Below are 24,446 nucleotides of genomic sequence, written 5' to 3' on the forward strand. Positions count from 1 at the left end.
ACAGATCGAAACTTCAGCGCAATGATCTACGCTTGCGCATCCGTCATCAACTCACGCTGATTCTCAACAGGCCCTAGGCCGCAGCCCGCGCTGCCGACAATTGGATCGAACCGGCATCGTCGACCGCAATGGCAACTTCGTCATAGGAACGTATTGCCGGGTGCGGCGTGACCAGCGGATGGACGTGCGTGGCGGCGATCACCATCACCGAGGCGCCGGAAGCCTCGCCGGCCGCTATTCCCGCCGGCGCATCCTCGAAGACGAGGCAGTCGCGTGCCGCGACGCCGAGACGCTTTGCCGCCATAAGAAAACAGTCCGGCGCAGGCTTGCCGTGGGTGACTTCCTCGCCTGTGACCATCATGGCGGGAACCGGGATGCCGGCCGCGTGCATGCGCAACAGCGCCAGCTCGCGCGGGGCCGACGTGACGATGGCCCAGCGCTGCGGCGGCAGCGCGTTGAGGAACGCTACGGCGCCCGGGATCGGGACGACGCCTTCGAGATCCTCTGCTTCGGCCTTGAGCAGTGCCGTGGCCTCCGCGACGGCGTCAACGCCAGGCAGCCCCAGTCCGCCAATCGTCTCGATTGCCCGCTTGCCGTGGATCGTCGGCAGGAAGCTTGCCACGTCGAGCCCATGGCGCTCTGCCCATTTCGCCCAGACACGCTCCGCGGCAGCGATCGAATTGAGGACCGTGCCGTCCATGTCGAAGAGAAATGCAGCGAACTTTCTGCCTGCGAACATCGGGTGCCCTGAGTCTGTTTCGGTGAGGGGATCTGTTTTCGGGGAGGCGCCAAGCGCGACCGCACCGTAGCCGCGATGGCGCCATGTGGGAAGGCGGCATTTCGACATGACCCGGGAACAAGGCCGGCCTTGTGGCGTTGAGCGAAAAGTTTTCCAACAATCGTCAAGGGGGAATGCGATGCTGATCCGGCTCGGCTATGAAATCACCATCGGCTGCGTCGCCGCGACGCCCATCATTTCGCTGCTCGAAATCCATCCGGAACGGCAATCCGACATCAAGCGGCAGACGCGCGTGCTGACGTCCCCTTCCGTACCGACTCGAACCTATCGTGACGGCCATGGCAATATGTGCCGGCGCTTCACCGCACCGGCCGGAAGCTTCCGTATTCTCTATGACGCGGCGATCGAAGACAGCGGCGAGACCGACGAGGTCAACACGCTGGCGGGTGAAACGCCGGTGGCGGATTTGCCGGATGACGTGCTGGTGTATCTGCTCGGCAGCCGCTATTGCGAGACGGATCACCTCAGCAACGTCGCCTGGCAGCTTTTCGGCCATGTACCGCCCGGCTGGGCCCGGGTGCAGGCGATCGTCGACTACGTCAACAACCGGCTTTCCTTCGGCTACGGTTACGCACGCTCCACCCGGACGGCCGCGCAAGCGCATGAGGAGCGGGTCGGGGTCTGCCGCGACTTCGCGCATCTGGCGATCACGCTCTGCCGCTGCATGAACATTCCGGCGCGCTATGTGAACGGCTACCTCGGCGATATCGGCGTGCCGGCCGATCCGGCGCCGATGGATTTCTCGGCCTGGATGGAAGTCTTCCTCGACGGCAAATGGTACACGTTCGACGCGCGCCACAATCGGCCGAGGATCGGCCGGATCGTCATCGCGCGCGGCCGCGATGCCACCGACGTGCCGCTGCTGCACAGCTTCGGGCCGCACACGCTCAGCCGGTTCAAGGTCTGGACCTATGAGCAGGAAGGCAAGCTTTTCAATCCGCCGCATCACGGCATCGACCGGACGGCCAGCGCACAGATGCTGGCTTAGGGTCTGTCGGGATTCAGATGAGGCCGGCCTGCAAATGGCGGCTTCCTGCGCTTCCGGTGCTCACGTACGAAGAGTACGATCCGCTCCGGTTCTCGGAATCCGTCCAGTTTGGTCGCTTCGCGCCCGTCTTCGACTCCGACTCGGCCTGACCTGATTCCCAACAGACCCAGCTTCGGTGTTTCATCCCGGCTCATGATCGTCGTTGAGCCGCTTCGGGACAGGCTCCGCTGTGCCGAAGCGGGAAGCGCCGCCATTGCGCTACAGTGCTTGGGTCGGCCTATGGTAAGCGATTCCTGAACGGCCCGCCGCCGCCGCTTTCCCGTTTACCTCTCGTTCACCGTCATGTGTCCGAAAATCTAACAAAAACAACAAATTAACCGAGTGTTAAGGCTGTTCTCGCCGCGCTCCCGGCGCGTCTGGCCGAAATCCTGCAGCGCATTCGCCGAGCGGCACGAAGCCGCACACAGTGGAGGCGGAAGGGATGCGGCAGTTCAGAGGTGTCGTTCGTGGGGTGGACGACTTTGCCCGGGATCGCGGGGGTAATTTCGCGGTTCTGTTCGGAGCTGCCGCATCGGTCCTCGCGCTGGGGGTGGGATTCGCGGTCAATATCTCGCAGCTCTACAATGCGAGATCGAGCCTGCAGGGCGTCGTTGACGCCGCTGTGACTTCGACGGCCCGCGATCTCACCCTCGGCGTAATCCAGGAGGCGGATGCCAACAAAATGGTGCAGGCGTTCCTCGACGCCAACAGCACCGCCGGCATCCTGCAGGCCAACCAGATCGTCATCGACAAGCTTACCGTCGACAGGACAGCCAACACCGTGCAGGCGGATGTGCACGTCGATGTCGGTCTCTATTTTCCGCTGTTCGGCACGGACAGCATGCGGCGCGTGACCGGATCGACCACCGCGCTTTATTCCGACAAGACGATCGAAGTGGCGATGATGCTCGACGTCACCGGCTCGATGGCCGGCCAGAAGATCAAGGATCTGAGAGCGGCGGCCGGCAATGCGGTCGATGCCTTCCTCGACGGCCAGAATGCCTCCAATCCCCGGGTGCGGGTGGCAATCGTGCCCTATGCCAATTCGGTCAATGCAGGTTCACTCGCCGCAAGCAGCGTCTTTGTCGAAACCAAAGCCAGCGAGCGCAAGCAGGCGCCGGGCAATGAGGATCCGAAATATGTCTCGGCGTCGTCGCGCCCGGATAATTGCGCCACCGAGCGCAAGGGCGCCTATCAATATTCGGATGCGGGTCCCGAAATCAGCATGGTAAACCGCGATCTCTATCTGTCCGATTTCGCCAGGCAGAGCGGCACACGCGCCTGTCCGGTTGCAACGGTGCAGCCGCTGACCACGGATGCCTCGGCTTTGAACAATGTCATCAAGAACCTCGATGCGTCCGGCGGCACTGCTGGCCATATCGGCGTGCAGTGGGCCTGGTACATGCTGTCGGAGAACTGGGGCGGCGTGATGAAGACTTCGGAGCGGCCGGCCAGGATGGACCCGAAGAAAGTCGCCAAGTATGTGATCCTGATGACCGACGGCGAGTTCAACCTGTCCTATTTCGACGCCACCGATCCTAATCAGGTCTACAACGATGCCGGCAAGGTGCAGACACGCACCGCAGCGACGACACTGTGCTCGGCGATGCGCGGCCAGGGCATCGAGATATTCACCATCGGCTTTGCCCTCACCGAGAGGAATGCCAAGTCGACACTGCAGAGCTGCGCCACTCCGGACACCGGGAACACCAAGCATTTCTACCAGGCCGCCAACGGCGCCGAGCTCGATCAGGCGTTTCAGGATATCGTGCGCAACATCGACAAGCTGACGGTGACCAAGTAGCTGCGAGAAACCGCTGAACAGTCGTGTTCAAAAGGAAAAGGCCGCCGCTTCTTGACGAAGCCGGCGGCCTTCCGTGTTTCCGTCCATGACGCGGCTTCAGGCGATAGCCGCTTCGGGCTACCTGCCGCGCGTTTCGCGCCTTAACGGGAAGACTGCTTCCCGAAAGTGCAATCCGCTGAGCTCACGTTATGGAAAACGAAATCACTCGACATCGGATCACCTCCTTTCAGTTTGTTGAACACTCCCTCATGATGGGGTGCGTCGCGGCAAAAGACAAGATGCGGTTTGAAATAGCCAGGGACCGTGGGCTCACGGCGGCCTGGTTGCGATTGGCCGTCGGCGCAGGCACACTCCGGGGTGAGGAGACTGCTGGTACTTGGGAGGTGTCCGCATGGAGGCAGCCGAAAAAGCCGCTCGCATCGTGCGAACTGTGATCGAAACGCTAAAGCCGGGTTTTGCGGTCAGGCTCTGGACCGGGGAACGCATCGGTCCGGCCACCGGTCCAGTGCTCACCATCAATGACCAGGACATCGTCTGGCAGTTGGTGCGTCGGCCGGTGTTCTCGACGCTGATCGAGATGTGGATTTCCAAGACCGTCGACATCGAAGGCGGGACGCTGTTCGATTTCTACGCGCTGCCCTCGCAAGGCAAGCTCAGGACGAAGCTCAAATCCTTGCCGAAGCTGGCGATCCTGCGCGACCTGCCGGCGGTGCTGTTCTCGCGAAGAGAGATGAGCGCGCGCAGCGATCTTTCCGGTCGCAACCCCTATGTCAGCGGATCGAGCCAGGAAGCGATCCAGCATCACTACGATATCTCGAATGCCTTCTACCGCCTCTTCCTCGATGAACGCATGGTCTACAGCTGCGGTTATTTCACGGATTTCGCCAACAGCATCGACCAGGCGCAATTCGACAAGCTCGACCACATCTGCCGCAAGCTCCGGCTGAAACCGGGCGAAAGGCTGCTCGACATCGGCTGCGGCTGGGGCGCCATGCTGATCCATGCGGCGAAGAATTACGGCGTCGTCGGCCACGGCGTTTCGTTGTCGCAAGCCCAGACCGATCTCGCGCGCGAGCGCATCCGTGCCGAAGGCCTGGAAGACCGCATCACCATCGAGATCAAATCCTATGCCGAGCTCACCGGCTCTTTCGACAAGATCTCGTCGATCGGCATGTTCGAGCATCTCGGGCTCGTCAACCATGCGGCCTATTTCTCGACGGTACATCGCCTGCTGAAACCAGGCGGCATCTATCTGCATCACGCCATCACAAGGCGCAGCAAGGGTGACATCAAGAAGACGCTGCGCAAGGGGGCGGAGTACAAGGCGCTGCTCAAATACATCTTTCCCGGCGGCGAGCTCGACACGATCGGCATGACAACAGGCAATCTCGAGGCGCACGGCTTCCTTGTCTACGACGTGGAGAATTTGCGCGAACACTACGCGCGCACCTGCCGCCTGTGGGCCGAGCGCCTGCAGGCGCGTTTCGACGAGGCGATCGCCGAGGTCGGCGAGGCCAAGGCGCGGCTATGGCTGCTCTATCTCACCGGCTGCTCGGTCACCTTCGAGCGGGCTTCGGCGCAGATTTTCCAGACCGTCGCCACCAAACGCGCGCGCGGCCCAAGCGGCCTGCCGCCGACGCGGGCGGACCTGTATCGGTAGCCGCCCGCGAAAGGTGCTGGGGCTCAGGACGGAAATCGTTCTGTCGCGATCCTTCGCGCCCCCCTCTGTCCTGCCGGACGTCTCCCCCACAAGGGGGAGATTGGCAGCTTCGTCGCAGGCGCCGTCCTGCAACGCTGGTGATTGGCGAAAGCGGCGGTGACATCGATCTCCCCCAATTGGGGGAGATGGCCGGCAGGCCAGAGGGGCGCGCTGTCCCGCCGGCATCTCAAGGGTTCTACACCAGCTAAACGAACCGCATCGGTGCGCCGATCGCGACGCGCGCCGGCCGGTCGACGGTGCAGTAGACGCCGAGATTGTGGGCGTTGTGGCGCACCACATTGCGCAGGATGCCGGGATCGTTGTCGAAACCGTCCTGGGCGATGATGGTGAAGCCGCAGCGGCGGCAAGGCTCCGAGACGGTCAAGAGCAGGTCACCGATCGCGAGCTTGCGGCCAATCCATTCGGTTTCCGGGAAGGAGCCGTCGACGGCTTTCATGTCGATCAGGATGTTGGGTCGGAAACGGCGCGGATCGGGGACGCCTTCCGGGTGCAGTGCCTTCAGCCGAGCCAATGAGGCGGTGGTGAGCAGGTGGATCGGCGCCTTGGCGTAGCGCGCGGCCGTCAATGGGCCAGTATAGTCCGAAGCTGCATTTTCTTTCCCGAAAGGCAGGATCGACGCCGCAAAGCCAAGGAAGGCGGAAACGGCGCGGTCGCTTTCGGGATCAGGCGCCGGCAGCCAGTCGCCGCCCGGCACCGCCACTTCGAGCCGGCGATCTTGGGTCAGCCGGGTGCGGATCAGCGGCACTTTGTGCCATTTCGGGCTGCGATCGGGACGCGCGATCTCGCCATCGGAAGCATCGACCAGGCCGAACAGCCGGTCACCGTCAACGGTCGTCGTCCCGATCGAGATGGCATCAAGCGGCTCACCGGCGAGCGAACTCGCCGGGTAACGCCACAGCTGGCGGACGGTGCCGAGTGAGGTCTCGCCGGTCATCAGCCCTTCTTGTTCTGCCGGTTGGCGATCAGATCGTCGACCACAGCCGGATCGGCCAAGGTCGAGGTGTCGCCAAGCGCGCCGAAATCATCCTCGGCGATCTTGCGCAGGATGCGGCGCATGATCTTGCCGGAGCGGGTCTTGGGCAGGCCCGGCGCGAACTGGATCTTGTCGGGTGAAGCGATGGCGCCGATCTCCTTGCGGACATGGGCGATGAGTTCCTTGCGCAGTTCCTCGGTCGGCTCCACGCCCTTCATCAAGGTGACGTAGCTGTAGATGCCCTGGCCCTTGATGTCGTGCGGATAGCCGACGACGGCGGCCTCGGAAACCTTGTCATGGCTGACCAGCGCCGATTCCACTTCCGCGGTGCCCATGCGGTGGCCCGAAACGTTGATGACGTCGTCGACGCGGCCGGTGATCCAGTAATAGCCGTCGGCGTCGCGGCGGCAGCCGTCACCGGTAAAGTACTTGCCCTTGTAGGTGGAGAAATAGGTCTGCACGAAGCGGTCGTGATCGCCGTAGACGGTGCGCATCTGGCCGGGCCAGGAATCAGTGATGCAAAGATTGCCGTCGGCCGCACCCTCCAGCACCTTGCCCTCGCCGTCGACCAGCTGCGGTTTGACGCCGAAGAAGGGCCGCGTCGCGGAGCCGGCCTTGAGGTCGGTGGCGCCGGGCAGCGGCGTGATCAGGATGCCGCCGGTCTCGGTCTGCCACCAGGTGTCGACGATCGGCACCTTGCCGTTGCCGACGACGTTGAAATACCACTCCCAGGCTTCCGGATTGATCGGCTCGCCGACCGAGCCCAGCACGCGAAGCGATTTGCGCGAGGTCTTTTTCACGGGATCGTTGCCGGCGCCCATCAGCGCGCGCAGCGCCGTCGGCGCGGTGTAGAAGATGTTGACCTTGTGCTTGTCGATGACTTCCCAGAAACGCGATTGCGACGGGTAGTTGGGCACGCCCTCGAACATCAGCGTGGTGGCGCCATTGGCGAGCGGGCCATAGACGATGTAGCTGTGGCCGGTGACCCAGCCGACATCGGCGGTGCACCAGTAGATGTCGCCGTCATGGTAGTCGAAGACATATTGGTGCGTCATCGAGGCATAGACGAGATAGCCGGCGGTGGTGTGCAACACGCCCTTCGGCTTGCCGGTCGAGCCCGAGGTGTAGAGGATGAACAGCGGATCCTCAGCCTTCATCTTCTCCGGCTTGCAGTCCGGCTTCACGGTGGCGATCTCGTCATGGTACCAGACGTCGCGCCCGGCCACCCAGTTGATCTTGCCGCCGGTGCGGCGCACGACGACCACGGTCTCGACCTTGGTGCCGGCCCGGGCCGCGATCTCGATCGCCTTGTCGGTGTTGTCCTTGAGCGGGATCGGCTTGCCGCCGCGCAGGCCCTCATCGGCGGTGATGACGAAGGTCGACTTGCAGTCGTCGATGCGGCCGGCCAGCGCGTCGGGCGAAAAGCCGCCGAAGACGATCGAATGGATGGCGCCCAGCCTGGTGCAGGCGAGCATCGCGTAAGCGGCTTCCGGGATCATCGGCATGTAGATGGTGACGCGGTCGCCCTTCTTGACGCCGTGCTTCTTCATCACATTGGCTAGCCGGCAGACATGCTCGTAAAGCTCGTTATAGGTGACCTTCTTGTCGTCGTAGGGGTTGTCGCCTTCCCAGATGATGGCGGTCTGGTTGCCGCGCTTCTTCAAATGGCGGTCGATGCAGTTGTACGAGACATTGGTCTCGCCGTCCTCGAACCAACGGATTGAGACCTTGCCGTCGAAGGAGGTGTTCTTGACCTTGCTGAACGGCTTGAACCAGTCGATGCGCTTGCCGTGCTTGCCCCAGAACTTGTCCGGATTTTTCACGCTGTCGGCGTACCATTTGAGGTAGGTGTCGTTGTCGATCAGCGCGTTCTTCTTCCACGCCGGCTGGACGCGGTGTACGTGAACCTCGGACATTTCTGGCATTCCTCCCGAACCGTTCCGTTGGCTTGGCGCCAACGGCTTCACGGCGACGCAGCCGCGAATTCGGCGGCATTATTAACAGTTCCGCGCCGACGGCAACATTAGACGTTGGATTCGCGTGGCGGGATGACGCAGGGCATGCGCAAGGCGCTGTCAGCACTCGTGCCGCGTCGCTGCTAACCAGCTGTTTTGGCGATGAAAATGCCGATCGCGATCAGAAAAAATCAATAGACAGTTAAGCAACTGGGCGCAGAATCCAACGTTGGGAGGAAAGGAGAACCGACCAAGGGTACCGCGATGCGCGACCATTCCGAAATGGACCTGATGCTCAAAGGCTATGGCCTGACCACGGCCAAGATTCTCTACCATTTTCCAGACCATCCGCATTTGCTGCAGAGCTTTATCTGGCAGGACTACGATCTAGCACCGAAGTTCCCTGTGCTGATCCGCTTCATCGAGTTCTGGAAAGCCAAGCTCGACGGCCCGCTGCACTCGATCACCTATACGCATCAAAAGCTGATCGCGCCGAACGAGTGGCGCAAAGTGGATGGCGAGTTCGTGCTGCATTAGTCGAGATCGAAAACGCTACCTCGTTCTTCGCCACCCAACTCTGTGGACCGATGCCACCCCAACCATATCGGCTCTGATACGCTGCCTTTTTCTAAAAGGGCGCCTAAAAGTGTGCGTGCAAGCCAGCTTGGCTCTGGTGCAAGCCGATCATCGTCCACGTAGCAGTCGACTCTCGAATGCGTAAAATACCCCTCCGGATGGATCTGTGGTCGCCATGCATAAAACCGACCGACGGGAGTGCTGATAGACCCTCCAGCCTTGTTGCGCGTGATATGGAAAATTACGCCATGTTGAAACCGTCCATCTGCATCGGACGTGGCGTAGTAGTCAGCACTTAGGTTCAGTTTATCCACTACAGCACGATATGCAGATTGGTCGGTACTGTCGAGGCGCGACGCGACCCTTTGCGCCCCCCAGTGAAAGACAGACTGTCCCCCGTAGCGGTTCCGCGCTAGTTAGACCGCCGGTGGGTTGAGCCGGGCAAAACCTTCCTGCCGCCGATAGGGGAAGTACGGATAGGGCGCGGTGACCTCGCTTGCGGCATCGAGCGTCTTGATCTGGTCCGGCGTCAGCGCCCAGCCGATCGCGCCGAGGTTCTGACGCAGCTGTTCCTCGTTGCGGGCGCCGATGATCACCGACGACACGGTCGGCCGTTGCAAGAGCCAGTTGATGGCGATCTGCGGCACGCTCTTGCCGGTTTCCTGCGCCACCGCGTCGAGCGCATCCATGACCCGATAAAGATGTTCGTCCGCCACCGGCGGGCCGAAATCGGCCGTGTCGTGCAGCCGGCTCTTTTCCGGCAGAGGCTGGCCACGGCGGATCTTGCCGGTCAGGCGGCCCCAACCCAGCGGGCTCCACACCAGCGCGCCGACGCCCTGGTCGAGGCCAAGCGGCATCAGTTCCCATTCATAGTCGCGCCCAAGCAGTGAGTAATAGACCTGATGCGCGACATAGCGCTGGTAGCCGCGCTTGTCGGCCTCCGCCAGCGATTTCATCACCTGCCAGCCGGAGAAGTTCGACACGCCGACATAGCGCAGCTTGCCCGCCCGGATCAGATCGTCCAGCGTCGACAAGGTCTCATCGATCGGCGTCGAGGCATCGAAGGCGTGCAGTTGCAAAAGGTCGATGTAGTCGGTGCCGAGGCGTTTCAGCGCCGCGTCGACCGATTTGATCAGCCGCGAGCGCGACGAGCCCCAGTCGGCCGGGCCGTCACCCATCGGCAGCGAGGTCTTGGTCGAGATCAGCACCGCGTCGCGGCGACCCTTGATCGCCTCGCCCAATACCTCTTCCGAAGCGCCGTTCGAATAGACGTCGGCGGTATCGAAGAGATTGACGCCGGCCTCCAGGCAGATGTCGATGAGACGGCGCGCTTCGCTCGCGTCGCTGTTGCCCCAATGGCTGAACAGCGGGCCGGAGCCGCCGAAGGTTCCGGCGCCGAAGGAAAGCGCCGGCACTTTGAGGCCGGAAGCGCCGAGAGGTCGATAGTCCATCTTTTTTCTCCTGAGTGTCGAAGACGGGAATTCAGCGGGTCAGCACTGGGCGGTGGCCGGCGCGCCGATCGTCGGGCCGCGCTCCAGCCGCAACGCGAGAAGCACCACGCCAAGTGCGGCGAGCGGCACGATGGCGGCGATCAGTGGAACCGCGCCGAGGCCCGGGCCATGGTCGATGACGAAGCCGCCAAGCCAGGCGCCAATCGCATTGCCGAGGTTGAAGGCGGCGATGTTGAAGGACGAGGCAAGGCCCTGGCCGGCACCCTGGGCTTTTTCCAGCACCCACATCTGCAGCGGGGCGACGGTGGCAAAGGCGGCCGCGCCGAGCAGGCCGACGGCGACGATGGCGGCAACCGGCTGGTGCAGCGCGGCCGTCATGGCGAACAGCACGGCCGAGAGCGCGACCAGCGTGCCGATCACCGTCGGCACCAGGCGCCGGTCGGCAAGGCGTCCGCCGAGCAGATTGCCGGCGACCAGGCCGCCGCCGAAGACCAACAGGATCGGTGACACGGAGGCTTCCGAAAAACCGCTGATCCGGGTCAGCATCGGCGCCAGATAGGTGAAGGCGGCGAAGACGCCGACCCAGCTCAGCACGGTGGTGAGCAGGCCAAGCAGCACAGGCCGGCGGCCAAGCACGGCAAGCGTGCCTTCGGAACTCTCTTCTTCGCTTGCGGCAGCCGGCTCGTCGCGCGGCACCAGGAGCGCGATGACGGCAAAGGCGAGCACGCCGACCAATGTCACGGCCCAGAAGGTCGAGCGCCAGCCATAGGCCTGGCCAAGCCAGGTGCCGAACGGCACGCCAAGGATGTTGGCGACGGTGAGGCCGGTGAACATCAAAGCGATGGCCGAAGCCTTCTTGTTGGGCGCGACCAGACCGGTGGCGACGACCGAGCCGACGCCGAAGAAGGAGGCGTGGGCAAAAGCCGTCAACACCCGCGCGGCCATCAGCGTCCAATAATCGGGTGCCAGCGCGCAGGCGAGGTTGCCGACGGTGAAGACCACCATCAAGGCAAGCAGCAAGGTCTTGCGCGGCAAGCGGCCGGCGAGCGCGCCAAGCAGCGGCGCGCCGACGACGACACCCAGCGCGTAGCCGGAAATAAGCAGGCCGGCGGCCGAGATCGAGACGCCGAGATCGGCGCTGACGTCGAGCAGCAGGCCCATGATGACGAATTCGGTGACGCCGATGCCGAAGGCGCCGGCTGTGAGGGCATAGAGAGCAAGGGGCATGGCGGTGGTCCGTCCGATCAGGAAAAGGACGCTTGATGCCGCGCCCTGGATTCTTGTTGGAGCATGATCTTTTCCGAAAACCGGCTCGAGTTTTCGGGATCGTGCACCGACCCGGAAGATCGTGATCGTTTCGCCTGTGAACCAGCCTTGCGTCAGGCATATTATCTGTGAAATAGATTCACGAATGGCCAGGCCCGAAATCAATCGCTCCGGCGAGATCGAAGTGTTCGTGCGCGTCGTCGAGGCGGGCAGCTTCTCGGCGGCGGCGCGAGCGTTGCGCATGACGCCGTCGGCGGTCAGCAAGCTGATCGCGCGGCTGGAGACGCGGCTTGGCGCTCGACTGGTCAGCCGCTCGACGCGCAAGCTGCAGCTCACGCCGGAAGGAACTGCTTTTTTCGACAATGGCAGGCGTGTCCTTGCCGATATGGACGCGGCCGAGCGTGAAGCAGCGGCGGGAGCCGCACCGCGCGGGCGGCTCAGGGTCAACAGCTATGTGCCGTTCGGCCAGCACCGGCTGATGGCGCTGCTGCCGCGGTTTCTGGAGCGTTATCCCGAGATTAGTGTCGAGGCCGTGCTGACCGACAACGTCATCGACCTGTTGGAAGAACGCGCCGATGTCGCCATACGCGCCGGGCCGCTGCGCGAGTCACGCCTGGTGGCGCGCAAGCTTGGCGAGAGCCGGATGGTGGTGGTCGCGGCGCCGTCCTACCTTGAAGTGCGTGGCACGCCGCGCACGCTGGCCGAGCTTGCGAGCCACAACATGCTGGCCTTCGGCTTTGTGCGGCATATAGACGGCTGGCCGTTCGTCGATGCGACGGGCGCCTCGATCATCGTCCCGGTTGGCGGAAACCTGACACTGACCGATGGCGAGGCGATGCGGCGCACGGCGATCGCCGGCGCGGGCATCGCCAGGCTGGCGCTCTGGCATGTCGAGCCCGACATTGCCGCTGGCCGCCTGGTGCCGTTGCTGGAAGCGTTCAACCCCGGCGATTTGGAACCGACGCATGCGGTCTATGTCGGCCAGGGCAAGCATTTGCCGGCCCGGGTGCGGGCCTTTCTGGATTTTCTCGCCGAGACCGTGCATCTCTAAAACAGAAATCAAAAGCCGCGCGCCGATGGGCACGCGGCTTCCTGGAAATGTCGAAGCGGATTACGCCTTCGGGACGAAAGGCGCGGGACGGCGCCCGGCGCCCTGCCGCTCCAGCATCCAGCCCGGATATTCGGCCGGCAGCGCGCTGACCTCATCGAGCTTGGCGAGGTCGTCGGCGTCGAGTTTCACGGTCGTTGCCGCAAGATTCTGCTCGAGCTGGTCCATGCGGCTGGCGCCGATGATGACGCTCATCACGAACGGCTTTGCCAGCACATAGCCGAGCGCCACCGTGGCGACGCCGACATCGTGCTTTTTGGCGATGTCGCGCATGACGGCGACCGCCGCCCAGGCACGGTCTTCATTGACCGGCGGGAAGTTGAAGGCGGCGCGGCGGCCCTCGCCATTGCCCGGCGCGCCGGGGCCGTACTTACCAGACAGCAGGCCGCCCGCCATCGGCGACCAGACCATAAGACCGAGCTTCTCTTCGTTGATCAGCGGCACGATCTCGCGCTCGAGATCGCGGCCGGCGACCGAATAATAGGACTGGATCGTCTCGAAGCGGGCGTACCCCTTGCGTTCGGCAAGGCCGAGCGCCTTGGCGATGCGCCAGGCCTGCCAGTTGGAGACGCCGACATAGCGCACCTTGCCGCTGGCGACGAGATCGTCGAGCGCGCGCAGCGTCTCGTCGATCGGCGTCACGGTGTCGGTGCCGTGCAGCTGGTAGAGATCGATGTGGTCGAGCTGCAACCGTTTCAGGCTGCCCTCTACCGAATCCATGATGTGGCCACGCGAAGAGCCGCGCTCGTTCGGGCCGCCGCCCATCGCGCCATGCACCTTGGTGGCGATGATGACATCGGAGCGCTTGACGCCGAGATCCTTGAGCGATTGGCCCAGCAATTGCTCTGACTGGCCGACGGAATAGACGTCGGCCGTGTCGAAGAAATTGACGCCGGCGGCGATCGAACGGCCGACGATCTCGTTCACCCCCTTCTGGTCGAGGCTGGCGATCAGGCCCCATTGGGCATTCTGGCCGGCGGCGCCGAAGGTCATGGTGCCGAGGCAGAGTTCGGAAACGAACAGGCCGGTATTGCCGAGCTGGTTATAGCGCATGGTGGGATTCCCCGAGGAATGTTGGATGACAGGGAGCAAATAGGAACGGGGCGTTTCGTTTCAAGAGGTGGCGCGGCGACCTTGCCAAGCTGGCCTAAATGCCCGGCTTGTCAGCGGCTGCCGAAGATCGCCGAGCCGACCCGCACGCTGGTGGCGCCGAAGGCGATGGCGGTCTCGTAGTCGCCGGACATGCCCATAGACAGTTTTGCGACGCCGGCCTCACGCGCCAGCTTTTCCAGCAAGGCGAAGTGCGGACCGGGGTTTTCGTCGACCGGCGGGATGCACATCAGGCCTTCGATGGCGAGACCGTGGACATCGCGGCAGCGGGCAACGAAGGCAACCGCGTCACGTGGCTCGATGCCGGCCTTTTGCGGCTCCGAGCCGGTGTTGACCTGGACATACAGCCTTGGTGTGCGGCCTTGCCTGGCGATCTCCCTGGCGAGCTCGGCGGCGATCTTCTCGCGGTCGACGGTCTCGATGACGTCGGCCAAAGCGACGGCTTCCTTGGCCTTGTTCGACTGCAGCGGACCGATCAGATGCAGTTCGACGTCGGGGAATTCGGCTTTCAGCGCCAGCCATTTGGCCTGCGCCTCCTGCACGCGGTTCTCGCCGAAGACGCGCTGGCCAGCTTCGATGACCGGGCGGATGGCGTCGGCCTCAAAAGTCTTCGACACGGCAACCAACGTCACCGAACCGGCGTCGCGGCCGGCCTCGCGCTCGGCAGCGGTGATCCTCGCCTTGACGGCGAAAAACTGTTCGACGGTGGTCGCCATGCCTATATCCTGCCTGTCTTTTAATCGTCCTGGCCGGCTCGCCGCAGTTGACGGGTCCGGCAATCCATGGTGAACACCGCGACGACATTTACCTTGGCCACCGGCCTCGTCCGGCGGCCTGCGCCTGCTTTTAAGTGAAAAACACCCGATGGCAACCGAACGATACAATCCGCGCACCTCAGAGCCCAAATGGCAGAAGGCCTGGGCCGAAAAGAAGCTGTTCGAGGCCCGGAACGACGACCCGAAGCCGAAATATTACGTGCTCGAGATGTTTCCCTATCCGTCGGGCAAGATCCATATCGGCCACACCCGAAACTATACGATGGGCGACGTGGTGGCGCGCTACAAACGCGCCAAGGGGTTCAACGTGCTGCATCCGATGGGCTGGGACGCCTTCGGCATGCCGGCCGAAAATGCCGCCATGCAGAACAAGGTCCACCCCAAGGAATGGACCTACGCCAACATCGCCGCCATGCGCGAGCAGCTCAAGATGATGGGCCTGTCGCTGGACTGGGCGCGCGAATTCGCCACCTGCGACGTCGACTATTACCATCGCCAGCAGATGCTGTTCCTCGATTTCGTCGAAAAGGGGCTGGTGACGCGCAAATCCTCCAAGGTCAATTGGGATCCGGAGGACATGACGGTGCTCGCCAACGAGCAGGTCATCGACGGTCGCGGCTGGCGTTCGGGCGCGCTGGTCGAACAGCGCGAGCTGACGCAGTGGTTCTTCAAGATCACCGATTACGCGCAGGACCTGCTGGAGTCGCTGGATAGCCTTGGCGAATGGCCGGAGAAGGTCAAGCTGATGCAGCAGAACTGGATCGGCCGCTCCGAAGGGCTGCTGATCCGCTGGCCGCTGGCCAAGCCTGTCGGCGATGCCCACGAGCTGGAAGTCTATACGACAAGGCCCGACACTATCTTCGGCGCGTCGTTCATGGCGGTCGCCGCCGATCATCCGCTGGCAAAAAAGGCGGCTGAGACCAATGTCGAGTTGGCCAAGTTCGTCGACGAGGTCCGCCATATGGGCACCTCGGTGGCGGCACTGGAGACAGCCGAGAAGAAGGGTTTCGACACCGGCATTCGCGTCGTCCATCCGTTCGACGAGAGTTGGACGCTGCCGGTCTATGTCGCCAATTTCGTGCTGATGGAATATGGCACCGGCGCCATTTTCGGCTGCCCGTCTGGCGACCAGCGCGACCTTGACTTCGCCAACAAATACGGCCTGCCGGTCATCCCGGTGGTGATGCCGGAAGACGCCGACGCAAAAACCTTCCAGGTCACGGAAGAGGCCTATGTCGACGATGGCGTGATGATCAATTCGCGCTTCCTCGACGGCATGAAGCCAGAGAAGGCTTTCAACGAAGTGGCGAGGCTGCTGGAAGAAAAGACGATCGGCGGCCGGCCGATGGCGGAGCGCAAGGTGAATTTCCGCCTGCGCGACTGGGGCATCTCGCGCCAGCGCTATTGGGGCTGCCCGATCCCGATGATCCATTGCGAGCATTGCGGCGTCGTGCCGGTGCCGAAGGCAGACCTGCCGGTCAAGCTGCCGGACGACATCGAGTTCGATCGTCCCGGCAATCCGCTCGACCGTCACCCGACATGGCGGCACGTCAAATGTCCGCAATGCGGTCGCGACGCGCGGCGCGAGACCGACACGATGGACACGTTCGTCGATTCGTCCTGGTATTTCGCCCGCTTCACCGCCCCCTGGGCCAATGAACCGACCGAGCCGAAGGCCGCCGATGAATGGCTGGCGGTCGACCAGTATATCGGCGGCATCGAGCACGCGATCCTGCATCTGCTCTATTCGCGCTTCTTCACCCGCGCCATGCGCGAGACGCATCATCTGAACCTCGCCGAGCCGTTCAAGGGCCTCTTCACGCAAGGCATGGTGGTGCACGAGACCTACCGTGTCGGCGGCGCGTCGACCAATGGCCGCTGGTTGTCGCCGAGCGAAGTCAGGATCGAGGATGCGGGCGGGGGAAAACGCCGCGCCATCGAGATCGCGACCGGCGAGGAAGCCGCGATCGGCTCGCTCGAAAAGATGTCGAAGTCGAAGAAGAACACGGTGAGCCCGGAAGACATCACCGACGGCTACGGCGCCGACACGGCGCGCTGGTTCATGCTGTCGGATTCGCCGCCCGAGCGCGACGTCGAATGGACCGACGATGGCGCCGCCGGCGCGCATCGCTTCATCCAGCGGGTCTGGCGCCTGGTATCGATCGCCGCCGAGACACTTGGCGGCGTCAAGCCGGAAGCGGCGAGGGATGGTGAGTCCGGTGTTGTTTCCAAAGCCGCCCATAAGATCCTGAAGGCGATCGGCGAGGATATCGAGAGGCTCGGCTTCAACCGGGCGATCGCCCGCATCTACGAACTCGCCAATGCCTTGACCACGCCGCTCAACGACGTCGCCGAGGGCAAGGCCGATGCGGCGCTGAAAGGCGCTTGCCGCGAGGCGGTGGAGATCCTGGTGCATGTGGTCGCGCCGGTCATGCCGCATTTGGCCGAAGAGTGCTGGCATGAGCTGGGCGGGACCGATCTGGTCGCCGAACGGCCGTGGCCGGTCTACGATCCGGCACTCGTCGTCGACAATGAGATCGTGCTGCCGGTGCAGGTCAACGGCAAGAAGCGCGGGGATTTGACAATTGCCCGCGACGCGGATCAAGGTGCCGTCGAAAAAGCGGTGCTGGCTCTCGACTTCGTGCAAAAAGCACTGGAAGGTAAGGCTCCGCGCAAGGTGATTATCGTGCCGCAGAGGATCGTCAATGTCGTTGCCTGATCCGGTGAAATCAGAAGCGGCCCGCCTGCGCGGCCGCTTTGCGGTCTGCGGCATGGTCGCAGCCCTGGCGCTGGTGTCGGCCTGCACGGTCAGGCCGCTCTATTCCAGCCAGCCGCTGTCGCCCGGATCGCAGCTCAGCGCGTCCGCCGAGCTTGGCTCGATCTCAATCAAGCCGGTCAACACCCGCTACGCGCAACAGGTGCGCAACAATCTGATCTTCGCCTTCGGCCAAGGCTCGGGCCAGCCGGCCTCGCCGGCCTATGTGCTCGACCTCGGCGTTACCGAACTGGTCGAATCGGCGGCGACCGTGCAGATCCAGACCGAGGAAGACGAACCGACCGCCGGCACGGTGACGCTGACTGCCAATTATGTGCTGCGCGACACGGCGACCAACACGGTTGTCGCCGTCGGCAAACGCTCGGTGCCATCGTCCTTCGACCGGCCGCTGCAGGAATATGCGGCCTATCGTGCCCAGATCGATGCCGAGAACCGCGCAGCACGCGAGCTGGCTGAATTTTTGCGGCTGTCGATCGCGCAGGATCTGGTCAAGCACGCCAAGAAGACCTGAATCGGAACGCAGCTTCGGGCGGCTTGTATTCAACAAAAAAGGCCGGTCACCCGGCCTTTTCCTTATCTGACGGGCTGCAACCTCAGCCGATTTTCTGGCCGGTCTTTGCCCAGTCGGCGAGGAACTGCTCAAGACCCTTGTCGGTCAACGGGTGCTTGACCAGCGCCTTCAGCGTGGCCGGCGGGGCGGTCACGATGTCGGCGCCGATAAGGGCCGCCTGCTTGACATGGTTCACCGTGCGCACCGAGGCGGTCAGGATCTCGGTCTTGAAATCATAATTGTCGTAGATTTGCTTGATCTCGGCGATCAGCTCCATGCCGTCCGAGCCGGTGTCGTCGACGCGGCCGACGAAAGGCGAGATGAAGGAGGCGCCGGCCTTGGCGGCCAGCAACGCCTGGTTGGCCGAGAAGCAGAGCGTCACGTTGACCATGCGGTTCATCTCGGTGCGGATGGTCTTGCACGCCTTCAGGCCGTCAAGCGTCAGCGGCACCTTGATGGCGATATTCGGCGCGATCTTGGCCAGCACCTTGGCTTCCGCGATCATGTCCTTGTACTCGGTCGCCACGACCTCGGCCGAAACCGGACCCTCGACGATGTCGCAGATCTGCTTGGTGACGTCGATGATCTTGCCACCCGATTTCAGGATCAACGACGGGTTGGTGGTGACGCCGTCGAGCAGCCCAAGATCGTTGAGCTCCTTGATTTCCTTGATGTCAGCGGTGTCGGCAAAAAATTTCATGGTGGTCTCCTTGGGGATTGCCAGGCGCCAGCCAGGCAGATGCGAGGCTCCTCTTTGATCTAGACCAAAGTCAGGGCAAGGTCACGCCTGATGATCGAAGATTCGCCCTTTGTCGCGGCCGCGCCGGTGCTGGTGCCGATGCCTGCCGAACGGCCCTACACCTATGCCGTGCCGCCTGGCATGCGCGTGGTGCCGGGCTCGATCGTGCGCGTGCCGCTCGGGCCGCGCCAGGTCGCGGGCATCGTCTGGGACGGCGCCGTCGAAACCGTCGATGCCAGGAAACTACGGCCGATCGAGCAGGTCTTCGACTGCCCGCCGATCGACCGGTCAATGCGCCGCTTCGTCGACTGGATCGCGCAGTACACGCTGTCGGCGCCCGGCATGGTGGCGCGCATGCTTTTGCGAGCGCCTGAAGCTTTCGACCCGGAGCCCTGGATCGAAGGCCTGCAGCGCACACTGGCCGAGCCCGACCGGTTGACCGATGCGCGGCGTCGCGTGCTCGAGACAGCCGAAGGTGGCCTCGCCTGGACGCGCTCGGGGCTGGCGCATGCCGCCGGCGTGTCCTCGACCGTCATCGACGGGCTGCGCGCGCAAGGCGTGTTCGAGACGGTGACGATCCCGCCACGGCCGGTGGTGGCGGCGCCCGATCCGACGCACGCACTGCCAGAGTTGATGCCGGACCAGGAGGAGGCGGCTGAGAAGCTCCGTTCGGCGATCGCCGGCGATGCCTTCAACGTCACCTTGCTCGATGGCGTCACCGGATCTGGCAAGACGGAAGTCTATTTCGAAGCGGTGGCTGCGGCGCTCGACAAGGGCAAGCAGGTGCTGATCCTGTTGCCGGAAATCGCGCTCACCCATGCCTTCCTCGAACGCTTCCAGGACCGTTTCGGCGCCAAGCCGGCGGAGTGGCATTCCGACCTGCCGCCGAGAATGCGCGAGCGCGTCTGGCGCCAAGTGGCGGAAGGCGGTGTGCGCGTCGTTGCCGGCGCGCGCTCGGCGCTGTTTTTGCCGTTCAAGGAGCTCGGCCTGATCGTCGTCGACGAGGAGCACGACCCTGCCTACAAGCAGGAGGACCGCGTCTTCTACAATGCCCGCGACATGGCGGTTGTGCGCGGCCACATAGGCGGCTTTCCGGTCGTGCTTGCCTCGGCAACGCCCTCGGTGGAAAGCCGGGTCAATGCCAGCCAGGGCCGCTATGACAGGGCGGTGCTGTCGTCGCGCTTCGCGGACGCGGCACTCCCCGATCTGAAGTCGATCGACATGCGGCGTTCGCCGCCGGCGCGCGGCGGCTTCCTGTCGCCGATCCTGATCGACCAGATGCAGCGCACCCTGGAGCGGAAGGAACAGTCGCTGCTGTTCCTCAACCGGCGCGGCTACGCGCCGCTGACGCTGTGCCGGGTCTGCGGCCATCGTTTCGGCTGTCCGGTCTGCTCGGCCTGGCTGGTCGAGCATCGCTTTCGCGGCCAACTCGTCTGCCACCATTGCGGTCACAACGAAAAGCGGCCCGAAGCCTGTCCCGAATGCGGCACGCTCGACCACCTCGTCGCCTGCGGTCCAGGCGTCGAGCGCATCGCCGAGGAAGTGGTCGCGCATTTTCCCGACGCCCGCACCATCGTGCTGTCGTCCGACCTTCTGGGCGGGGTGCGCCGGCTGAGGCTTGAACTCGAAGCCGTGGCCAATGGCGAGGCCGACATCGTCATCGGCACGCAGCTCGTCGCCAAGGGCCACAATTTTCCCGGCATGACGCTGGTCGGCGTGGTCGACGCGGATCTCGGCCTTGCCAATGGCGATCCGCGCGCCGCCGAGCGCACTTTCCAGCTGCTCAGCCAGGTGACGGGGCGCGCCGGCCGCACCGGCAAGAAGAGCCTGGGCCTGCTGCAGACCTACCAGCCGGACCATCCTGTGATGCGGGCGATCGTCTCCGGCGATTCGGAAGCTTTTTACGAGCGTGAGATCACCGAGCGCGAGCGCGCGGCGTTGCCGCCCTTCGGCCGGCTCGCCGGCATCATCATCAGCGCCGCGACACGGGGCGAGGCCGAGAGCCATGCGCGCGCCTTGCGGCGTGCCGCCCCCCAGGCTTCGGACCTGTTCGTGCTCGGCCCGGCCGAGGCGCCGTTGTCGCTGCTCGGCGGCCGTCATCGTTTCCGCCTGCTGATCCAGGGCGAGCGGCGCGCCGACATGCAAGGCTTCATTCGCGCCATGCTGGCCGAAGGACCGAAGCTGCGCGGTTCGGTGCGTGTCCAGGTCGACATCGACCCGCAGAGCTTCCTATAAGCTCCCGAGCAGCCCAAAGGAGCACCCGCGCATGAAAACCCTTGGCCTCATCGGCGGCATGAGCTGGGAATCGACGGCGATCTATTATCGCCTGCTCAACGAGATCGTGCGCGAGCGGCTCGGCGGGCTGCATTCGGCGAAGCTCCTGTTGTGGTCGTTCGATTTCGCCGAGATCGCCGAACGGCAGCATGCGGGCGACTGGCAGGGCGCCGGCGCCCTTCTGGTGGAGGCGGCGCGCAGGCTGGAGGCGGGTGGCGCCGAAGGTCTGCTGATATGCACCAACACGATGCACAAGCTGGCCGACGACGTGCAGGCTGCGATATCGATCCCGCTCATCCACATCGCCGACGCGACGGGCCGTGCTGTCGTCGAAGCCGGTGTCCGGCGTCCGGCGCTGCTCGCCACGCGCTTCACCATGGAGCAGGATTTCTACAAGGGACGGCTCGCCGACAAATACGGCCTTGAGCCGATAGTGCCCGGCCCGGCCGGTCGGGACATGGTGCACAGGGTGATCTACGACGAACTTTGCCAGGGCATCGTCAAGCCCGATTCGCACGCAGCGTATGTCGCCGAGGTCGGCCGCATGCGGCGCGACGAGCGGGTGGACGGCGTCATCATGGGCTGCACCGAGATCACCATGCTGATCGGGGAGCGCGAATTCGACTTTCCGGTGTTCGACACGACGCGTATCCATGCCGAGGCCGCGGTCGATTTCGCGCTGTCCTGATGCGCGACGTCTAATGTGTCCGGGACCATCTGGCGCGGCGTTTTTCCTCCGCTAGAATGCCTCGCAATTCAAAACAAGAATTGACGAGGGGACAGATGGATTTTGCGTTTCCGTGGCCGGCAAGCCAGGGCGAATGGCTGGCATGGTCGAGCGCCGTCGTCACCCTGGCGCTCGGCCTGTTCCTGTTCCTGGCGCCGGGGCTCGCTTTTCGCGTGCTGCGCCTACAGCCGAGGCCGGAGAAAGCGGCGGCGATCGCCGAGGGGCGTGGCCGTATGTCGGGCTTCTATCTCGGCGTCAGCCTGTGCTGCATCCTTCTGGCGCAGCCGCTGCTTTACATGGCGCTCGGCTTCTCCTGGCTGTTCACCGCCTTCGGCCGGCTGTTGTCGATGATGTCGGATGGCGCCAACACGCCCTTCAACTGGGTTTCGATCGTCGTCGAGCTGGCGCTCGCGGCGTTGCCGCTTGCCTTCGCCTTCGGCTTTTTGCCTTGATTCATTGACTAATCCGCCGCGCGGGCTGGACTCTGTAGCCTGATGCGACAAAAGTGCCTGAAAAGCATGCCGGAGGATGCATTGCGGTCTTAAAAAGCCTGTGCTAGACGGCAATCGACTTTCGGCCGGGGATAGCGGAAGCCGCATCTCCGTGCATTGAAAAATTGCAGTAAGGTCAAAGATTTAGCCAGAGTTTTTGCTCGCGCCAACAATCTGCGGCCTGTCAGACAAGAGAAAAGACGGTCCGTGGCCCAATCGTCATCGCCAATCTCAGCTGTCGCAGAGCGCTACGCAGGCTCGCTGTTTGATCTCGCGCTGCAGGAAAATTCCGTTGCCAAGGTTGAAGCCGACCTCAATGGCTTCGAGGCAATGCTCAACGGCAGCGCCGATCTCGGCCGCCTGATCAACAGCCCGGTATTCTCCAGCGAGGAGCAGGCGAAGGCAATTGCGGCGATCGCCGACAAGGCGGGGATCACCGGCCTGGTCGGCAATTTCCTGCGCGTGGTTGCCCGCAACCGCCGCCTGTTCGCGGTGCCAGGCATGATCAAGGCATTCCGCCAGATCGCCGCCGAGCATCGCGGCGAGGCGTCCGCCGAGGTCGCTTCGGCGCATGATTTGACGGCCGCGCAGCAGACCGAGCTCAAGGCGACGCTGAAGAGCATCGCCGGCAAGGACGTGACCATCGCGATTACCGTCGATCCGTCACTGCTCGGCGGGCTGATCGTCAAGATGGGCTCGCGCCAGATCGATACGTCGCTCAAAACCAAACTCAATTCGCTCAAGCTTGCACTGAAAGAGGTCGGCTGATGGACATCCGCGCCGCGGAAATTTCCGCAATTCTGAAAGACCAGATCAAGAATTTCGGCAAGGAGGCCGAGGTCTCCGAAGTCGGACAGGTGCTGTCCGTCGGTGACGGCATCGCCCGCGTCTACGGCCTCGACAATGTCCAGGCCGGTGAAATGGTCGAATTCCCCGGCGGCATCCGCGGTATGGCGCTCAACCTCGAAGCCGACAATGTCGGCGTCGTCATCTTCGGCGCCGACCGCGACATCAAGGAAGGCGACACCGTCAAGCGCACCGGCGCCATCGTCGACGCGCCTGTCGGCATGGGCCTGCTCGGCCGCGTCGTCGACGCGCTCGGCAACCCGATCGACGGCAAGGGCCCGATCAAGGCGACCGAACGCAAGCGCGTCGACGTCAAGGCGCCCGGCATCATCCCGCGCAAGTCGGTGAACGAGCCGATGTCGACCGGCCTCAAGGCCATCGATGCGCTGATCCCGGTCGGCCGCGGCCAGCGCGAGCTGGTTATCGGCGATCGTCAGACCGGCAAAACCGCCATCATCCTCGACACGATGCTCAACCAGAAATCGGTGCACGACAACGGCCCCGAGAAGGAAAAGCTCTACTGCGTCTACGTCGCCGTCGGCCAGAAACGCTCGACCGTCGCGCAGTTCGTGAAGGTTCTCGAAGAGCGCGGCGCGCTCGAATATTCGATCATCGTCGCCGCCACGGCTTCCGATCCGGCGCCGATGCAATTCCTGGCGCCGTTCACCGGCGCCACCATGGGCGAATATTTCCGCGACAACGGCATGCATGCGCTGATCAGCTATGACGATCTGTCGAAACAGGCCGTCGCGTATCGCCAGATGTCGCTGCTCTTACGCCGCCCGCCGGGCCGCGAAGCCTATCCGGGCGACGTCTTCTACCTGCACTCACGTCTGCTCGAGCGCGCCGCCAAGCTCAACGACGATCTGGGCGGCGGTTCGCTGACCGCGCTGCCGATCATCGAGACGCAGGCCAACGACGTGTCGGCCTACATCCCGACCAACGTGATCTCGATCACCGACGGCCAGATATTCCTCGAAACCAATTTGTTCTTCCAGGGCGTTCGTCCGGCGGTCAACGTCGGCCTGTCGGTGTCGCGCGTCGGTTCGTCGGCGCAGATCAAGGCGATGAAGCAGGTCGCCGGCTCGATCAAGGGCGAGCTCGCGCAGTACCGCGAAATGGCGGCCTTTGCGCAGTTCGGCTCCGACCTCGACGCCGCCACGCAGCGCCTGCTCAATCGCGGCGCACGCCTGACCGAACTCTTGAAGCAGCCGCAGTTCTCGCCGCTCAAGGTCGAGGAGCAGGTCACGGTGATCTTCGCCGGCGTCAACGGTTATCTCGACAAGCTGGCGATCAACCAGGTCGGCAAGTTCGAGCATGGCCTGCTGTCGCATATGCGCGCGGCCGGCAAGGACATTCTCGACGCCATCCGCAAGGAAAAGGCGCTGTCGGACGATCTGCGCGCCAAGCTCAAGGCCGAGATCGACGCCTTCGCCAAGACCTTCGCTTGAAGAAGCCGGACGCACGGGATCAGGTTT

Annotated in this window: 20 protein-coding genes; 12 read left to right on the forward strand and 8 right to left on the reverse strand. The window is 63.6% G+C overall.

Features of this window, described 5'->3' with window-relative positions; all coding sequences use genetic code 11:
* Nucleotides 1-73: 73 nt before the first annotated feature.
* Complete coding sequence (locus AB6802_RS27290; protein WP_371013314.1) at nucleotides 74-739, reverse strand: HAD-IA family hydrolase; 666 nt, start codon at nucleotides 737-739, stop codon at nucleotides 74-76.
* A gap of 178 nt (nucleotides 740-917) precedes the next feature.
* On the opposite strand from AB6802_RS27290, the gene AB6802_RS27295 reads away from it, so the two are divergent.
* The 3 genes from AB6802_RS27295 to AB6802_RS27305 all read left to right on the forward strand — a co-directional run bounded on the left by AB6802_RS27295 (nucleotide 918) and on the right by AB6802_RS27305 (nucleotide 5,290).
* A complete protein-coding gene (locus AB6802_RS27295) occupies nucleotides 918-1,787 on the forward strand; it encodes a transglutaminase family protein (protein WP_371013315.1) in 870 nt (289 codons plus the stop codon).
* A 481-nt stretch (nucleotides 1,788-2,268) separates the two neighbouring features.
* Nucleotides 2,269-3,630, forward strand: a complete 1,362-nt coding sequence (locus tag AB6802_RS27300; protein ID WP_371013316.1) for a pilus assembly protein TadG-related protein — start codon at nucleotides 2,269-2,271, stop codon at nucleotides 3,628-3,630.
* A gap of 391 nt (nucleotides 3,631-4,021) precedes the next feature.
* The gene (locus AB6802_RS27305) at nucleotides 4,022-5,290 is read left to right on the forward strand and encodes a class I SAM-dependent methyltransferase (protein ID WP_371013317.1); all 1,269 of its coding nucleotides are present in this window, start codon (nucleotides 4,022-4,024) and stop codon (nucleotides 5,288-5,290) included.
* A gap of 244 nt (nucleotides 5,291-5,534) precedes the next feature.
* Here the strand turns inward: AB6802_RS27305 and AB6802_RS27310 are convergent, their stop codons facing one another.
* Both AB6802_RS27310 and acs read right to left on the reverse strand, forming a co-directional pair.
* Nucleotides 5,535-6,284, reverse strand: a complete 750-nt coding sequence (locus AB6802_RS27310) for an MOSC domain-containing protein (protein ID WP_371013318.1) — start codon at nucleotides 6,282-6,284, stop codon at nucleotides 5,535-5,537.
* Nucleotides 6,284-8,239, reverse strand: coding sequence for an acetate--CoA ligase (gene acs, locus AB6802_RS27315; protein WP_371013319.1), 1,956 nt, complete (start codon nucleotides 8,237-8,239; stop codon nucleotides 6,284-6,286). Before acs ends, AB6802_RS27310 begins: the two co-directional genes overlap by 1 nt.
* Nucleotides 8,240-8,542: 303 nt before the next feature.
* Between acs and AB6802_RS27320 the strand changes: the two genes are divergently transcribed.
* Nucleotides 8,543-8,815, forward strand: coding sequence for an usg protein (locus AB6802_RS27320; protein WP_371013320.1), 273 nt, complete (start codon nucleotides 8,543-8,545; stop codon nucleotides 8,813-8,815).
* A 455-nt stretch (nucleotides 8,816-9,270) separates the two neighbouring features.
* Here AB6802_RS27320 and AB6802_RS27325 read toward each other — a convergent pair whose 3' ends face one another.
* Nucleotides 9,271-10,305, reverse strand: a complete 1,035-nt coding sequence (locus tag AB6802_RS27325; protein WP_371013321.1) for an aldo/keto reductase — start codon at nucleotides 10,303-10,305, stop codon at nucleotides 9,271-9,273.
* A gap of 39 nt (nucleotides 10,306-10,344) precedes the next feature.
* Nucleotides 10,345-11,532 carry an MFS transporter gene (locus AB6802_RS27330; RefSeq protein ID WP_371013322.1) on the reverse strand — a complete coding sequence of 396 codons (1,188 nt, stop codon included), beginning with the start codon at nucleotides 11,530-11,532 and terminating at the stop codon, nucleotides 10,345-10,347.
* 184 nt (nucleotides 11,533-11,716) lie between these two features.
* Here AB6802_RS27330 and AB6802_RS27335 point away from each other — a divergent pair, with 184 nt between their 5' ends.
* Nucleotides 11,717-12,622 (forward strand): LysR family transcriptional regulator, encoded by a 906-nt coding sequence (locus tag AB6802_RS27335; RefSeq protein WP_371013323.1) that lies wholly within the window; start codon nucleotides 11,717-11,719, stop codon nucleotides 12,620-12,622.
* Nucleotides 12,623-12,682: 60 nt separating this feature from the next.
* Here the strand turns inward: AB6802_RS27335 and AB6802_RS27340 are convergent, their stop codons facing one another.
* Nucleotides 12,683-13,732, reverse strand: coding sequence for an aldo/keto reductase (locus AB6802_RS27340; protein ID WP_371013324.1), 1,050 nt, complete (start codon nucleotides 13,730-13,732; stop codon nucleotides 12,683-12,685).
* 110 nt (nucleotides 13,733-13,842) lie between these two features.
* Nucleotides 13,843-14,505: a YggS family pyridoxal phosphate-dependent enzyme gene (locus AB6802_RS27345; protein WP_371013325.1), complete on the reverse strand. Its 663-nt coding sequence runs from the start codon at nucleotides 14,503-14,505 to the stop codon at nucleotides 13,843-13,845.
* 148 nt (nucleotides 14,506-14,653) lie between these two features.
* Here AB6802_RS27345 and leuS point away from each other — a divergent pair, with 148 nt between their 5' ends.
* Nucleotides 14,654-17,284, forward strand: coding sequence for a leucine--tRNA ligase (gene leuS / locus AB6802_RS27350; RefSeq protein ID WP_371013326.1), 2,631 nt, complete (start codon nucleotides 14,654-14,656; stop codon nucleotides 17,282-17,284).
* A complete protein-coding gene (lptE, locus tag AB6802_RS27355) occupies nucleotides 17,271-17,852 on the forward strand; it encodes an LPS assembly lipoprotein LptE (protein WP_371013327.1) in 582 nt (193 codons plus the stop codon). The genes leuS and lptE overlap by 14 nt, the downstream gene beginning before the upstream one ends.
* Before the next feature lie 82 nt (nucleotides 17,853-17,934).
* On the opposite strand, the gene fsa is transcribed toward lptE, so the two are convergent.
* Nucleotides 17,935-18,591, reverse strand: a complete 657-nt coding sequence (gene fsa, locus AB6802_RS27360) for a fructose-6-phosphate aldolase (protein WP_371013328.1) — start codon at nucleotides 18,589-18,591, stop codon at nucleotides 17,935-17,937.
* Nucleotides 18,592-18,681: 90 nt separating this feature from the next.
* On the opposite strand from fsa, the gene AB6802_RS27365 reads away from it, so the two are divergent.
* The 5 genes from AB6802_RS27365 (at nucleotide 18,682) to atpA (ending at nucleotide 24,419) form a co-directional block, all read left to right on the forward strand.
* Nucleotides 18,682-20,865: a primosomal protein N' gene (locus tag AB6802_RS27365; RefSeq protein ID WP_371013329.1), complete on the forward strand. Its 2,184-nt coding sequence runs from the start codon at nucleotides 18,682-18,684 to the stop codon at nucleotides 20,863-20,865.
* A gap of 31 nt (nucleotides 20,866-20,896) precedes the next feature.
* Nucleotides 20,897-21,592, forward strand: a complete 696-nt coding sequence (locus AB6802_RS27370; protein ID WP_371013330.1) for an aspartate/glutamate racemase family protein — start codon at nucleotides 20,897-20,899, stop codon at nucleotides 21,590-21,592.
* Nucleotides 21,593-21,687: 95 nt separating this feature from the next.
* On the forward strand, nucleotides 21,688-22,083 hold the full coding sequence (locus AB6802_RS27375; RefSeq protein WP_371013331.1) for a DUF4345 family protein: 396 nt from the start codon (nucleotides 21,688-21,690) through the stop codon (nucleotides 22,081-22,083).
* 246 nt (nucleotides 22,084-22,329) lie between these two features.
* Nucleotides 22,330-22,890 carry a F0F1 ATP synthase subunit delta gene (locus tag AB6802_RS27380; RefSeq protein WP_371013332.1) on the forward strand — a complete coding sequence of 187 codons (561 nt, stop codon included), beginning with the start codon at nucleotides 22,330-22,332 and terminating at the stop codon, nucleotides 22,888-22,890.
* Nucleotides 22,890-24,419, forward strand: a complete 1,530-nt coding sequence (gene atpA, locus AB6802_RS27385; protein ID WP_371013333.1) for a F0F1 ATP synthase subunit alpha — start codon at nucleotides 22,890-22,892, stop codon at nucleotides 24,417-24,419. Before AB6802_RS27380 ends, atpA begins: the two co-directional genes overlap by 1 nt.
* The last annotated feature ends 27 nt before the right edge of the window (nucleotides 24,420-24,446 follow it).

This window comes from Mesorhizobium sp. RCC_202, from assembly GCF_041355295.1.
Classification (GTDB): Bacteria; Pseudomonadota; Alphaproteobacteria; order Rhizobiales; family Rhizobiaceae; genus Mesorhizobium.

What these genes read in the sequence shown, in the direction of transcription:
- AB6802_RS27290 (WP_371013314.1), bottom strand. Translation starts at nt 739, where the DNA reads ATGTTCGCAGGCAGAAAGTTCGCTGCATTTCTCTTCGACATGGACGGC.
- AB6802_RS27295 (WP_371013315.1), top strand. Translation starts at nt 918, where the DNA reads ATGCTGATCCGGCTCGGCTATGAAATCACCATCGGCTGCGTCGCCGCG.
- AB6802_RS27300 (WP_371013316.1), top strand. Translation starts at nt 2,269, where the DNA reads ATGCGGCAGTTCAGAGGTGTCGTTCGTGGGGTGGACGACTTTGCCCGG.
- AB6802_RS27305 (WP_371013317.1), top strand. Translation starts at nt 4,022, where the DNA reads ATGGAGGCAGCCGAAAAAGCCGCTCGCATCGTGCGAACTGTGATCGAA.
- AB6802_RS27310 (WP_371013318.1), bottom strand. Translation starts at nt 6,284, where the DNA reads ATGACCGGCGAGACCTCACTCGGCACCGTCCGCCAGCTGTGGCGTTAC.
- acs (WP_371013319.1), bottom strand. Translation starts at nt 8,239, where the DNA reads ATGTCCGAGGTTCACGTACACCGCGTCCAGCCGGCGTGGAAGAAGAAC.
- AB6802_RS27320 (WP_371013320.1), top strand. Translation starts at nt 8,543, where the DNA reads ATGCGCGACCATTCCGAAATGGACCTGATGCTCAAAGGCTATGGCCTG.
- AB6802_RS27325 (WP_371013321.1), bottom strand. Translation starts at nt 10,305, where the DNA reads ATGGACTATCGACCTCTCGGCGCTTCCGGCCTCAAAGTGCCGGCGCTT.
- AB6802_RS27330 (WP_371013322.1), bottom strand. Translation starts at nt 11,532, where the DNA reads ATGCCCCTTGCTCTCTATGCCCTCACAGCCGGCGCCTTCGGCATCGGC.
- AB6802_RS27335 (WP_371013323.1), top strand. Translation starts at nt 11,717, where the DNA reads ATGGCCAGGCCCGAAATCAATCGCTCCGGCGAGATCGAAGTGTTCGTG.
- AB6802_RS27340 (WP_371013324.1), bottom strand. Translation starts at nt 13,732, where the DNA reads ATGCGCTATAACCAGCTCGGCAATACCGGCCTGTTCGTTTCCGAACTC.
- AB6802_RS27345 (WP_371013325.1), bottom strand. Translation starts at nt 14,505, where the DNA reads ATGGCGACCACCGTCGAACAGTTTTTCGCCGTCAAGGCGAGGATCACC.
- leuS (WP_371013326.1), top strand. Translation starts at nt 14,654, where the DNA reads ATGGCAACCGAACGATACAATCCGCGCACCTCAGAGCCCAAATGGCAG.
- lptE (WP_371013327.1), top strand. Translation starts at nt 17,271, where the DNA reads ATGTCGTTGCCTGATCCGGTGAAATCAGAAGCGGCCCGCCTGCGCGGC.
- fsa (WP_371013328.1), bottom strand. Translation starts at nt 18,591, where the DNA reads ATGAAATTTTTTGCCGACACCGCTGACATCAAGGAAATCAAGGAGCTC.
- AB6802_RS27365 (WP_371013329.1), top strand. Translation starts at nt 18,682, where the DNA reads ATGATCGAAGATTCGCCCTTTGTCGCGGCCGCGCCGGTGCTGGTGCCG.
- AB6802_RS27370 (WP_371013330.1), top strand. Translation starts at nt 20,897, where the DNA reads ATGAAAACCCTTGGCCTCATCGGCGGCATGAGCTGGGAATCGACGGCG.
- AB6802_RS27375 (WP_371013331.1), top strand. Translation starts at nt 21,688, where the DNA reads ATGGATTTTGCGTTTCCGTGGCCGGCAAGCCAGGGCGAATGGCTGGCA.
- atpA (WP_371013333.1), top strand. Translation starts at nt 22,890, where the DNA reads ATGGACATCCGCGCCGCGGAAATTTCCGCAATTCTGAAAGACCAGATC.